The sequence below is a fragment of the Corynebacterium nasicanis genome (assembly GCF_042658165.1).
GTDB lineage: Bacteria > Actinomycetota > Actinomycetes > Mycobacteriales > Mycobacteriaceae > Corynebacterium > Corynebacterium nasicanis.
In genome coordinates, this window is the sequence record NZ_JBHSQE010000010.1 from 66,581 (window position 1) to 79,011 (window position 12,431).

Annotated in this window: 12 protein-coding genes; 8 read left to right on the forward strand and 4 right to left on the reverse strand. The window is 68.3% G+C overall.

Features of this window, described 5'->3' with window-relative positions:
- Nucleotides 1–18: 18 nt before the first annotated feature.
- The 3 genes from ACFPUZ_RS12890 (at nucleotide 19) to ACFPUZ_RS12900 (ending at nucleotide 3,006) form a co-directional block, all read left to right on the forward strand.
- Entirely contained in the window at nucleotides 19–780 is a 762-nt protein-coding gene (locus ACFPUZ_RS12890; RefSeq protein ID WP_377002341.1) for a MerR family transcriptional regulator, read from the forward strand.
- Nucleotides 781–838: 58 nt separating this feature from the next.
- Entirely contained in the window at nucleotides 839–1,558 is a 720-nt protein-coding gene (locus tag ACFPUZ_RS12895; protein WP_377002342.1) for a response regulator transcription factor, read from the forward strand.
- Nucleotides 1,559–1,671: 113 nt separating this feature from the next.
- Nucleotides 1,672–3,006, forward strand: coding sequence for a sensor histidine kinase (locus ACFPUZ_RS12900; protein WP_417291730.1), 1,335 nt, complete (start codon nucleotides 1,672–1,674; stop codon nucleotides 3,004–3,006).
- Between the two features lie 162 nt (nucleotides 3,007–3,168).
- On the opposite strand, the gene trpB is transcribed toward ACFPUZ_RS12900, so the two are convergent.
- The 3 genes from trpB to ACFPUZ_RS12915 form a co-directional block, all read right to left on the reverse strand.
- The gene (gene trpB, locus ACFPUZ_RS12905) at nucleotides 3,169–4,515 is read right to left on the reverse strand and encodes a tryptophan synthase subunit beta (RefSeq protein WP_377002345.1); all 1,347 of its coding nucleotides are present in this window, start codon (nucleotides 4,513–4,515) and stop codon (nucleotides 3,169–3,171) included.
- 115 nt (nucleotides 4,516–4,630) lie between these two features.
- Complete coding sequence (locus tag ACFPUZ_RS12910) at nucleotides 4,631–4,906, reverse strand: 2Fe-2S iron-sulfur cluster-binding protein (protein WP_377002346.1); 276 nt, start codon at nucleotides 4,904–4,906, stop codon at nucleotides 4,631–4,633.
- 4 nt (nucleotides 4,907–4,910) lie between these two features.
- Nucleotides 4,911–5,336, reverse strand: coding sequence for an HIT family protein (locus ACFPUZ_RS12915; RefSeq protein WP_377002347.1), 426 nt, complete (start codon nucleotides 5,334–5,336; stop codon nucleotides 4,911–4,913).
- Nucleotides 5,337–5,463: 127 nt separating this feature from the next.
- On the opposite strand from ACFPUZ_RS12915, the gene purD reads away from it, so the two are divergent.
- The 5 genes from purD to ACFPUZ_RS12940 all read left to right on the forward strand — a co-directional run bounded on the left by purD (nucleotide 5,464) and on the right by ACFPUZ_RS12940 (nucleotide 11,662).
- Nucleotides 5,464–6,741: a phosphoribosylamine--glycine ligase gene (gene purD, locus ACFPUZ_RS12920; RefSeq protein ID WP_377002348.1), complete on the forward strand. Its 1,278-nt coding sequence runs from the start codon at nucleotides 5,464–5,466 to the stop codon at nucleotides 6,739–6,741.
- Nucleotides 6,742–6,785: 44 nt separating this feature from the next.
- Nucleotides 6,786–7,901 (forward strand): pyridoxal phosphate-dependent aminotransferase, encoded by a 1,116-nt coding sequence (locus ACFPUZ_RS12925; RefSeq protein ID WP_377002404.1) that lies wholly within the window; start codon nucleotides 6,786–6,788, stop codon nucleotides 7,899–7,901.
- Nucleotides 7,902–8,170: 269 nt separating this feature from the next.
- A complete protein-coding gene (locus ACFPUZ_RS12930) occupies nucleotides 8,171–9,145 on the forward strand; it encodes a hypothetical protein (protein WP_377002349.1) in 975 nt (324 codons plus the stop codon).
- 169 nt (nucleotides 9,146–9,314) lie between these two features.
- On the forward strand, nucleotides 9,315–10,754 hold the full coding sequence (gene purB, locus ACFPUZ_RS12935; RefSeq protein WP_377002405.1) for an adenylosuccinate lyase: 1,440 nt from the start codon (nucleotides 9,315–9,317) through the stop codon (nucleotides 10,752–10,754).
- Between the two features lie 14 nt (nucleotides 10,755–10,768).
- Nucleotides 10,769–11,662 (forward strand): phosphoribosylaminoimidazolesuccinocarboxamide synthase, encoded by an 894-nt coding sequence (locus tag ACFPUZ_RS12940; RefSeq protein ID WP_377002350.1) that lies wholly within the window; start codon nucleotides 10,769–10,771, stop codon nucleotides 11,660–11,662.
- A gap of 59 nt (nucleotides 11,663–11,721) precedes the next feature.
- On the opposite strand, the gene ACFPUZ_RS12945 is transcribed toward ACFPUZ_RS12940, so the two are convergent.
- Nucleotides 11,722–12,372 carry a hypothetical protein gene (locus ACFPUZ_RS12945; protein ID WP_377002351.1) on the reverse strand — a complete coding sequence of 217 codons (651 nt, stop codon included), beginning with the start codon at nucleotides 12,370–12,372 and terminating at the stop codon, nucleotides 11,722–11,724.
- Between the last annotated feature and the right edge of the window lie 59 nt (nucleotides 12,373–12,431).

Here is a 12,431-nt window from a genome sequence, read left to right on the forward strand (position 1 = left end):
AGCGGCACACTGGGCCCCGTGACCGAGTACAGCATCGGCGACGCCGCCGACATCCTCCGCGTGACCACCCGCACTCTGCGGCACTGGGACCACATCGGGCTGCTCAGCCCGGGGTGGCGTACGCACGCGGATCACCGCCTCTACACCGGGGAGGACCTGGACCGGGCGCTGGAGATCCTCGTGTACCGCGAGGCCGGGGTGCCGCTCAAGCAGATCGCGGGGATCCTGGCGGAGCCCGCCACGGCGCGGGAGGCCCTCACCCGGCAGCGCGCCGTCCTGGCTGATCGCATCGCTCACCTGCGCCGGATGGTCCGGGCAGTTGATGACCTGTTGAAGGAGCCACAGACCATGTCCATCGAGGACCGTATGAAGCTCTTCGGCGAGCAGTGGAAGCCGGAGTATCAGGAGGAGGCCGAGGCGCGGTGGGGCACCACCCCGGAGTGGGAGCAGTCCCAGGCCGCGCAGGCGAGGATGACGGACGCCGACTGGCTCCAAGTCAAGAAGCAGCAGGACGAGTTCGTGGCCCTGCTCGCGGACGCCGCCGCGCGCGGCGTGGAGCCGGGCTCGGAGGAGGCGCGGGGGATCGTCGATAAGCATCGGGCCAGCATTGGCCAGTTCTACGACGTCTCCGCGGCGAAGCAGGTGCTGCTGGCGCGGATGTACGTCGCGGATGAGCGCTTCAACGCCACGTACCAGGGGCACGCCGCGTACCTGCTCACGCTCATCGAGGCGCAGGCCGCGGCCGAGGGCGTCGACCTGGGGGCCGTGGCCTGGGAGTGATGGTCTCAAAGGGATTTCCCAGAGATCGTCCAGCGGTCGGGTCGGGAAATGGGGGACAATGGGCGTCATGACAGACCCCACCCAGAACCCGGTCAAGGTGCTCGTCGTCGATGACGAGCCCAATATCGTCGAGCTGCTCAACGTCAGCCTGAAGTTCCAGGGATTCGACGTACGCACCGCGGCCTCCGGAGTCGAGGCGCTGCGGATCGCGCGCGAGTTCAACCCGGACGCCTACATTCTCGACGTGATGATGCCGGGCATGGACGGTTTCGAACTGCTGGCCAAGCTGCGGAGCGAGGGGCTGGACGGCCCGGTGCTCTACCTCACGGCGAAGGACGCGGTGGAGAACCGCATCCACGGCCTCACCATCGGCGCGGATGATTACGTGACCAAGCCCTTCTCTCTCGAGGAGGTGATCACGCGCCTGCGGGTGATTCTGCGGCGCGGGCAGTTCAAGGAGCAGGATCCCTCGGATGCGGCGATCACCTACGCCGACCTCACCCTCAATGACGAGACCCACGAGGTGACCAAGGCGGGCCGGATCGTCGAGCTCTCGCCGACCGAGTTCAACCTCCTGCGCTACCTCATGCTCAACGCGGAGGTGGTGCTGAGCAAGTCGAAGATCCTCGACAACGTGTGGCATTACGACTTCGGCGGGGACGGCAACGTCGTGGAGTCCTACATCTCCTACCTGCGCCGCAAGATCGACACCGGGGATGTGCCGCTCATCCACACGGTGCGCGGTGTCGGCTACGTCCTGCGTACGCCCCGGCAGTGAGTTACCCCGCCTACCCCGAGTCGCCGCAGCCTACCCCGGAGCCGCGCGACGCCCTCTACCCGCCGCCGGAGCCGCAGGTCCCGGAGCGGGCGTGGCCGTTGCGCACGTGGCTGGTGGTCATCATCGTGCTGCTCTCCGGGTTGGGGCTGGCGGCGAGTTCGGTGGCGGTGTCCTCGATCATGCGCGAGGTGATGTACTCGCGCGTCGATGAGGACCTGGTCAATTCCCTCGGCGGCTGGGCGCGCAGTTCGGAGATCTTCAACTCGGACAACACCACGCGCCCGCCCTCGGATTATGTGGTGATCAAGCTCTTCGAGGACGGTTCCTCGATCGTGTTCAACGATCCGGGCGAACTGCCCCGCTTATCGACGGTCGCCGTCGGCGGCCCACCCCAGACCGTCGATTCCGCCCCCGACGCGGAGTTCAACACCCACTGGCGGGTCATCGCGCACCGGGAGGACGGCGTGACGACTGTCGTGGCCAAGGACCTCGCCCGCGAGCGCACCCTGCTCTACGGCCTGGCGATGGTCCAGCTCATCATCTCCCTGCTGGTCCTCGGCGTGCTGGCGCTGCTCAGTTACTACGTCGTGCGCCAGGCGATGGCCCCGCTCCGCGACGTCGAGCGCACCGCCGGCGCCATCGCCGCCGGCGACCTCGACCGGCGTGTTCCCGCCTGGCCGCGCACCACCGAGGTGGGGCAGCTGGCGCAGGCCCTCAACACGATGATCGGCCGCCTGCAGTCCGCGGTGGAATCCGCGCAGAGCAACGAGGAGCAGATGCGCCGCTTCGTCGGCGACGCCTCCCACGAGCTGCGCACCCCGCTCACCTCCGTCCGCGGCTACACCGAGCTCTACCGTTCGGGTGCCACCGATGACGTCGAGATGGTGCTCACGCGCATCGACGACGAATCCCGCCGCATGTCCCTCCTCGTCGAGGACCTCCTGGCACTCACCCGTGCCGAGGGCTCCCGCCTCGAGCTGGCCAGCGTCGACCTGCTGGAACTCGCCCTGTCCGTCGCCTCCTCGGCCCGTGCCGCCTTCCCCGGCCGCGCGGTGTGCGTGAAGAACGAGACCTCCTCCGTCCCCGTCGTCGAAGGCGACGCCTCGCGGCTGCACCAGGTGCTGCTCAACCTCATCTCCAACGGTCTCACCCACGGCGGCCCCGACTCCACCATCAGCGTGGGCCTGCGTCTCGACGGCCCGGACGTCGTCGTCGAGGTCGCCGACAACGGCCGCGGCATGTCCCCAGAGGTTGCCGCCAAGGTCTTCGAGCGCTTCTATCGCGCCGACGCCTCCCGCTCCCGCGCCTCCGGCGGCTCGGGGCTGGGCCTGGCGATCACGAAGTCACTCGTGGAGAAGCACGGCGGCACCATCACCGTCACCTCCGAGGAGGGCGTCGGCTCGGTGTTCACCGTCCGGCTGCCGCGCCTGGAGGAGTCCGAGAGCTAGCCTGCGTGGTGGCCCCGAGGCTGCCGCCTGATTCCCTGACATCACACCATTTCCCACCTGGGGAAACGCGCGACGCCAGGAGGTGCGGTGTCAGGGAATCAGGGGCGCGCTCGTTGTATTGCCCCGGTGAGTCGCGAACGCAGCTGACCGGGGCGCCGCCACCTAGTCGGCCTCCGCCTCCAGCGCCGCGATGGCTCCGGCGACATCCAGCTTCTCGACGCCGTGCTCGCCCGGATCCAGATCCGCCGCATCGCGCAGCATCCGTCGCACGTAGTTGACGTCCTTGTCGCCGCGGCCGGAGAGATTCACCAGGTACACGCGGTCGGTGCGGCCCGCGGCCTCGTCCTGCTCCGCCAGGTGGAGGGCATGGGCGAGGGCGTGGGAGGACTCGAGCGCGGGGATGATGCCCTCGTAGCGGGCGAGCAGGCGGAAGGCCTGCAGGGCCTCGGCGTCGGTGGCGCCCACGTAGGTGGCGCGCCCGGTCTCCATGAGCCAGGCGTGCTCCGGGCCGATGCCCGGGTAATCCAGCCCGGCGGAGATGGAGTGGGAGTTGAGCACGTCCTCGTCGCCCTCGCCCAGCATGACGTAGGAGCGGGAGCCGTGGAGGATGCCCACCCGGCCGCGGTTGAGCGGGGCCCCGTGACGCCCGGTGTCCAGGCCCTCGCCCGCGGGCTCGACGCCGATGAGCTCGACGTCGGTGTCCTCGTAGTACTCGGCGAACGCGCCGATGGCGTTGGAGCCACCGCCGACGGCGGCGATGACGGCGTCGGGAAGCCGTCCGACCTCGGCCAGCATCTGCTCGCGCGACTCCTTCGAGATCACCCGGTGGTACTCCTTGACCAGGCTCGGGAAGGGGTGCGGGCCGGCAGCGGTGCCCAGCAGGTAGTGGGTGTTTTCGTAGGACTCGACCCAGTCGAGCAGCGCGACGTCGACGGCGTTCTGCAGGCCGTTGCCGCCATCCTCATCGACGGCGACGACCTCCGCCCCCATGAGGCGCATGCGGTAGACGTTGGCCTGCTGGCGCGCGATGTCACGGGCGCCCATGTAGATGGTGCACTCCATGCCGAAGCGGGCGGCGGCCATCGCGGTGGCGGTGCCGTGCTGCCCGGCCCCGGTCTCCGCGATGAGCCGCGTCTTGCCCAGCTTCTGCGCCAGCAGTGCCTGCGCCATCACCTGGTTGCCCTTGTGCGCGCCGCCGTGCACCAGGTCCTCCCGCTTGAGGAAGATCCGCGCATGCCCCTTGCCCTTGCCCTCCCGCGGCAGGTTGACGCACTCGGTGACCGGGGTGGGGCGCCCCAGGTAGGAGCGGTAGAGCTTGTCCAGGTCGGCGATGAACTCCGGGTCCTCCAGGGCTGCGGCGTAGGCGCGCTCCAATTCGTCGAGGACTGGGTAGAGCATCGGCGGGACGAACTGGCCGCCGAACTTGCCGAAGTAGGCGGGCAGGATCGTCTCGCGGGCTTCGCCCTCGGGGATCTCGGGATTGTCGTGCAGGCGGGGGGTGAGGTTCATGCCTGTCACTCTAGGCGGGGGAGAGCAGACCTCCGGGCAAAGCAGGGAAACTCACTCCGAAACCCGCCCGGATCGCCCCCCTGGACGGGTGGTTGCGGCGTGAACTTCCCGGCGGCTATTCGTAGGACACCCGGTACGGGCCCTCGCCGTCGCGGATGGTCTGACACGCCAGGGTCTGCTCCTCCTGCTCCACCTCGTACGTCGACAGCACGTGGTTCTGGAGCATGTGGGAGGGGCCGCCCGTGAGCGTGCACTGGCACGTGCCGCAGTCCCCGTCGGTGCACGAGTACCAGGCGGGGATCGCCTCGGCGAGCATGGCGGCCAGCAAAGTCTTGTCCGCTGGCCAGGGGAACGCGTACTCGGTGCCGTCGATGTCCGCGATGTGGGTCATGGGGCTACCGCGGGTGTCCGTTCTCGTCGGTGTCGAGGATCGCGCGGAGCCGGTCCGCTGCCTCGTCCATGAGCGCCGGATCGGTCTCGTCCATGGCCATCGCCCGGGAGAAGTCGTACTCCGACATCCGGTCGGTGGGGAAGACGTGGATGTGGATGTGGGGGACGTCGAAACCGGCGATGATGTAGCCCGCGCGGGAGGCGTCGAAGGCCTCGCGGACGGCGCGCCCGACGTTCTGCGCGACCTCGTTGAGCTGCCCCCAGACGGTGGGGGAGAGGTCGGTCCAGCGGTCGGTCTCCTCCACCGGGACGATGAGCACGTGGCCGTAGCGCAGCGGCTCGATGGTGAGGAAGGCGACGACCAGATCGTCGCGGTAGACGAAGCGGCCCGGAAGCTCGCCGTTGATGATCCTGGTGAACACGCTACTCATGGCGCCCAGATTACCTTGCGGAACGGAATGCTCGTTTCTGGCGAATTGCCCGCCTCAATTCGCCAGAAACGCGCATCCTCACACCGGGATCCCCGGCTGCCCGGGCAGTCTCCTAGAATGAATGGCCATGCGCATCCTCGTGATCGGTTCGGGCGGCCGCGAACACGCCCTCCTCCGCGGCCTCGCCGCCGACCCCGCCACCACCGACCTCCACGTCACCCCGGGCAACGCCGGGATGGCGGGCCTGGCCACCGTCCACGCGGACGTCGGCAAGGCCGACGATCCGGCCGCCATGGTCGCCCTGGCCCGGGACATCGACGCCGAGCTCGTTGTCATCGGCCCGGAGATTCCGCTGGTCGCGGGCGTCGCCGATGCTCTGCGCGCCGCCGGCTTCCGCGTTTTCGGACCGAACCAGGACGCGGCCCAGATCGAGGGCTCAAAGCAGTTCGCCAAGGACGTCATGGCGGATGCCGGGGTGAAGACCGCCCGCGCCGAGCAGCTCGCCCCCGGTGCTTCCGAGGCGGACATCGATGCCGCCCTCGACCGTTTCGGCCCGACCTGGGTGGTCAAGGACGACGGCCTGGCCGGCGGCAAGGGCGTCGTGGTCACCCCCGATCGGGAGGCTGCCCGCGAGCACGTCCGCGCCGTCCATGAGCTGGGTAACCCGGTGCTGCTCGAGTCCTTCCTCAACGGCCCCGAGGTCTCCCTCTTCTGCCTGGTCGACGGCGAAACGGTCGTCCCGCTCATCCCCGCGCAGGACCACAAGCGCGCCTACGACAACGACGAAGGCCCCAACACCGGCGGCATGGGCGCCTACACCCCGCTGCCGTGGCTGCCGGCGGAGGGCGTCCAGCGGATCGTCGATGAGGTGTGCGTGCCCGTCGCGAAGGAGATGGTCCGCCGCGGCACCCCGTACTCGGGCCTGCTGTATGCGGGCATCGCGTGGGATGCGGACGGCCCGTGGGTCGTCGAGTTCAACGCGCGCTTCGGGGACCCGGAGACGCAGCCGATCCTGGCGCTGCTCGACACCCCGCTCGCGGGGCTTCTCGACGCCGTCGCGTCCGGCACCCTCGCCTCCCACCCGCCCCTGCAGTGGAAGGACGCCTACGCGCTGACCGTCGTGCTCGCGGCCGAGAACTACCCCGCGTCCCCGGTCACCGGTGGCGTCATCTCCGGTGACGTCGTCGCGGATCCGACGAAGGTGCTGCACGCCGGTACCGCACGCAACGACGCCGGCGAGCTCGTCTCCGCCGGCGGCCGCGTGCTCAACATCGTCGGCGTCGGCCCGACCCTCGAGGCGGCGCGCGACGACGCCTACGCCACCATCGCCGAGATCTCCCTCGACGGTTCCTTCTACCGGAAGGACATCGCCCTGCCGGCCGTGGAGGGAAGGATCACCCTGTGAGTGCCATGATCAGCCGCCGCGGGGAGGTCCAGCCCTTCCGCGTCATGCAGATGCTCGACATCGTCCACCGCCGGGCCCGCGAGGGCAAGCACACCATCATGCTGTGCGCCGGCCAGCCGACCACGGGCGCACCGGAGCCGGTTCTCGATGCCGTCGAGAAGTCGCTCCACTCCTCGGCGCTCGGCTACACCGAGGTCATCGGCGACCGCGACCTGCGCGAGACCATCGCCGCGTGGCACTCCGAGACCTACGGGGTGGACACGTCCGCCGACAACGTCATCATCACCACCGGTTCCTCCGGGGGCTTCGTGGCCTCCTTCCTGGCGGTCCTCGACCACGGTGACACCGTCGCCCTGTCGTGCCCGGGTTACCCGGCGTACCGCAACATCCTGGAATCGCTCGGGGCCCGCGTGGTCAACCTCGTGTGTGACGAGTCGACCCGCTTCCAGCCGACGGCTGCCATGCTCGAGGCGCTGCCTGCCGACGACCGGCCGAAGGCAGTCATCGTCACCTCGCCGGGCAACCCCTCCGGCACGATCATCGACCCGGAGGAGCTGGCGCGCATCGCCGCCTGGTGCGACGCCAACGATGCCGTGCTCATTTCCGACGAGGACTACCACGGCATGAGCTTCGGCCGCCCGCTGGCCACCGCGCGGCAGTTCTCCGACCGCGCCATCGTGGTGGGCACCCTGTCGAAGTACTTCTCCATGACCGGGTGGCGCATCGGCTGGCTCATCGTGCCCGATGAACTGGTCGTGCCGCTGGAGAATCTGCAGGCCTCGCTCGCGCTGTGCGCCCCGGCCGTCTCCCAGGTCGGTGGCCGCGCAGCGTTCTCGCCGGAATCGCGCGCGGAGCTCGACGCCCATGTCGCCCGCTACGCCGCGGCCCGGGCCGTGCTTCTCGACGAACTGCCCAAGGCGGGGTTCCCCACCATGGCGGATCCCGACGGCGGCCTCTACCTGTGGCTCAACGTCGCCCACGTCACCGATGATTCCGAGGCCTGGTGCCACGAGCTCATCGAGGAGATCGGCGTCGCCTTCGCGCCGGGCGTCGATTTCGACCCCATCGACGGCCACCACTGGGTGCGCCTGACCCTGTGCGCCCCGGAGGAGGAGACCCGCGAGGCGTGCCGCCGGCTGGCGGAGTACGTGCGGCGCTGAGGGCGGGTCGCCCCGCCCGCTCCCGCCCGCCCACGCCCGCCCACGCTGAGGCATATCGCCCCAGGGATATCAGGGTAGGAGTGGAGCGAGTGGATCTGTGCCTCCGCACGCGCGGATCTCGGCCCACCCATCGGGTGATGTGCCTGGGCTGCTATGCCTCACGCGAGAGCGGCCCGGCCTGTGGATAACTTTTGGCGGCATGAGCCGAGTTATCCACAATCCGCGTCCGTGGGCCGTCGTGGGAGGGGATGGTCGCTGATACTGCAGTCATGAGCGAATTGCTGCGTAAGTTCATCTCCCCGATGCGGGACTGGCAGAGTCAGGCCGGGCTCATCGTCATTCCCCGTGTGCCGCTCAGTGACCGGGAGTTCTGGAGACATCTGGCTGGCGGATACTACCGGCATCTGTGCCCGGAGGTGGTGATTCCCCGGTCCACATGGGCGGAGCTCCCCGGGTGGCAACGTGACGAGGTGCGGATCCAGGCGGTCGGCATGAGCGCTGACAAGGCGGTCCTGGTCGGGAGATCGGCAGCCCGCGTCCACGGCCTCCCGGTACCCGGGCGGGACGAGGTCGTGGAACTGAACCTGCCGGGGAAGAACCTTCGTCCGCCGCGGAAGCAGTGGGCGGCGGGTGTCCGGTACTGGTCGGGGTACCTGCCTGCGGAGCAGATGACCGTGGTCAACGGGCTGCGCGTGACGACCATCCACCGCACCCTCCTGGATCTGGCCCGCCACCAGGGAATGACGGATGCCATCGTCGCGTGCGATGCGGCCTTGTCGATGCCGGATGTGTCCCGCGAGTTCGTGGCGGGCCGCCTGGCGGCCCTGGGCCCGGTCCCGGGGATCCGGAAGCTCCGGCGCGTGCTGGAGCTGGCGGATGACCGGTCGGAGAGCCCACTGGAGTCATGGGCCAGGGCGCAGATCATCACGGCGGACCTGCCTGAGTTGCGGTCGCTGGAGGTGCAGGTGCCGGTGCTGGGCGGGAAGTTCCGGATAGACCAGGTGCTCAACGGCGGCATCGCGATCGAGCTGCACGGTGACATCAAGTACGACGACGTCACCACGGGCACCCGTGCCATCGACCAGATGAAGAGCGACCGCGAGCGGGAACGGAAGATCCAGAACGAGGGGTACACCATGCTCCATGCCGGGTACCCGGATCTGGTCACTCAGCGGGACGGGGAACCGGTGTTCCTCGGGAAGGTGCGGGCGGCCCTCCGGGCCTGGGAGCAGCGGGCTGCTTGAGCTCGATAGCCCCGGAGGCATATCACCCCAGCTACAGCACGGCATGAGTGGAGCGGGTGGCGCCCCACAGTAGGGAGGGTGGTTCTCGCTCTACCCATCGAGTGATATGCCTGAGCGCGCCCGGTCGCCCCCGCGCCCACCGACCACCCCCGCGTGAGCTCATGCGATAATCGGGGGCGTGGCTGATAAGAAGAAGATCGCAAATGTCCTGTCCAACCGCTATGCCTCCGCCGAGCTGAGCGAGCTGTGGAGCCCGGAGTACAAGATCATCCTGGAGCGCCAGCTGTGGATCGCCGTGATGAAGGCGCAGCAGGATCTCGGGGTGGACATTCCGGCGGCGGCGATTGACGCCTATGAGGCGGTGATCGACCAGGTCGACCTGGCGTCGATAGCCGACCGCGAGCGGGTCACCCGGCATGACGTCAAGGCCCGCATCGAGGAGTTCAACGCGCTCGCCGGGCACGAGCACATTCACAAGGGCATGACCAGCCGCGATCTCACGGAGAACGTGGAGCAGCTGCAGATTTTCCGCTCCCTGGAATTCATCCGCGATAAGTCCGTCGCCGTGGTGGCCCGTATCGCCGATCGCGCGGCGCAGTACAAGTCGCTGGTCATGGCTGGGCGTTCCCACAACGTGGCGGCGCAGGCCACCACCCTGGGCAAGCGTTTCGCCTCGGCGGCCGATGAGATGCTCGTGGCCATCGAGCGCACCGAGAACCTGCTCAGCCGCTACCCGCTGCGCGGGATCAAGGGCCCGATGGGCACCGCGCAGGACATGCTCGACCTCATGGGCGGAGACGAGAACAAGCTCTCCGCCCTGGAGACCGCCATCGCGGACCACCTCGGCTTCGCGCGCATCTTCGATTCCGTGGGTCAGGTCTACCCGCGTTCCCTTGATTTCGACGCCGTCTCCGCGCTCGTGCAGCTGGGTTCCGGCCCCTCGAGCCTCTCGCACACCATCCGCCTCATGGCCGGCACCGAGACCGTCACGGAGGGCTTCAAGGAGGGGCAGGTCGGTTCCTCGGCCATGCCCCACAAGATGAACGCCCGTTCCTGCGAGCGCGTGGGTGGCCTGCAGGTCATCCTCCGCGGTTACCTCACCATGGTGGCGGATCTCGCCGGCCAGCAGTGGAACGAGGGTGACGTGTTCTGTTCCGTCATCCGTCGTGTGGCGCTGCCGGATGCGTTCTTCGCCATTGACGGCATGTTCGAGACCTTCCTCACCGTCCTCGACGAGTTCGGCGCCTTCCCCGCGATGATCAATCGCGAGCTCGAGCGCTACCTGCCCTTCCTGGCCACCACCCGCATCCTCATGGCGGCGGTGCGTGCGGGCGTGGGCCGGGAGACGGCGCACGAGGTCATCAAGGAGAACGCCGTGGCCGTGGCCCTCAACATGCGGGAGCACGGCGCTGAGCAGGACCTCATCGAGCGTCTCGCCGCGGATGAGCGCCTGCCGATGTCGCAGGCGGATCTCGACGCCGCCCTCGCCGACCGCCACGCCTTCATCGGCGCCGCGGAATCGCAGGTCAACCACGTGCTCCGCCGGGTCCAGCTGCTTGTCGACGCCCATCCGGCGGCCGCCCAGTACAAGCCCGGCGAGATTCTGTAATAGACTCCCCTGTCATGCGTCCTGAGCTGTCCGACTACAACCACATCTCCGCCGGTAAGGTCCGTGAGATCTACGAGGTTGATGACACCACCCTCCTCATGGTCGTCTCCGACCGCATCTCGGCCTACGACCACATCCTGGATCCCGAGATCCCGGACAAGGGTCGTGTGCTCACCGCGATGAGCGTGTTCTTCTTCAACGAGATCGACTTCCCGAACCACCTCGCCGGCCCGATCGACGATCCGCGGATCCCGGAGGAGGTGCTGGGTCGGGCGCTCATCGTGAAGAAGCTGAAGATGCTGCCCTTCGAGTGTGTGGCCCGCGGCTACCTCACCGGCTCCGGTCTCAAGGAGTACCAGGCCGACGGCACCGTCTGCGGGATCACTCTGCCGGACGGCCTCGTGGAGGCCTCGCGCCTGCCGGAGCCGATCTTCACCCCGGCCACCAAGGCTGAGCTCGGTGACCATGATGAGAACGTGAGCTTTGAGGCGGTCGTCGAGAAGCTGGGTGAGAAGCGGGCGAACGAGCTGCGCGACGCCACCCTGCGGATCTACTCGGAGGCCGCCGCCCTGGCGGAGGCCAAGGGGCTCATCCTGGCGGACACGAAGTTCGAGTTCGGCCTCGACGAGGACGGCACGCTCGTGCTTGCCGACGAAGTCCTCACCCCCGACTCCTCCCGCTACTGGCCCGCCGACTCCTACGAGGAGGGGAAGGTGCAGCCGAGCTTCGACAAGCAGTACGTGCGCAACTGGCTGACCTCCCCGAAGTCCGGGTGGAACCAGTCCGACGACACCCCGCCGCCGGTCCTGCCGGGCTCCGTCGTCGAGGCCACCCGCGAGCGCTACATCGAAGCCTACGAGCGCCTGTCCGGTGCGAAGTTCTGCACCTGGGTCGGGGAGTGCGTTTAAGTACCTGACATGCGAAAAGGGGGCTCCGAGCGTGTGCTCGGAGCCCCGTTTCCGCTGTTCTACATTCCAGCCAGGTGGGTGTAGATAACGCCGTCGCGTTCGAAGATATCGATGTACGTGGGCGCGGTGGCCGACGTGTCGGGGCGCTGTGAGCGCAGCCACTCCAGCTGTTTCTCCGCACCCTCGAGCGGAGTGCACATCAACACACCGTAGGGACCGTCGTTGACACCGGGATCGAGGTCGCCGGACCGCTTGAATTCCGTCAGGCATGCGGTCTTGTCAAGGGGGCGGAGAATATCCGGGGCGGTGCCTTCCAGATCCAACTCCGCCATGAGCTCGTGATCCCACAGAACCTCGGAAGAGGGGAGGATCCGTTCCAGCTCGGCGTGAATAGCTTCCGCCTGGGCGAGGAACTCAACCGGTTGCCCCGGTGCGGGCGTGGTGGTGGGGGTTGCCAGGAGAGCCTGCTCGAGCAGCTCTGCCTCGGTGAGCTCGGTCGCGCCCGGCAGATCGGTGGCCTCGGCGGGGGTGTCGGTCACAGGGGCGGGCACCTCGGCCGGAGTCTCCGGGAGGGAATCAAGGATGTCCAGCACCATGTCGCTGGTGACGTCACCGGTGGCGTCCTGCTGGGCGATACCGGGACCGGCGAACGCAATGGTGCACAGCGCGGTGGCAGCACAGATCGCGGAGACACGCTTAACGAGCTTCATGAGCATAGAGATTAGCTCAGTAACTCCTGAAAAGACATAGCAAACTCTCAGTCGTCTCA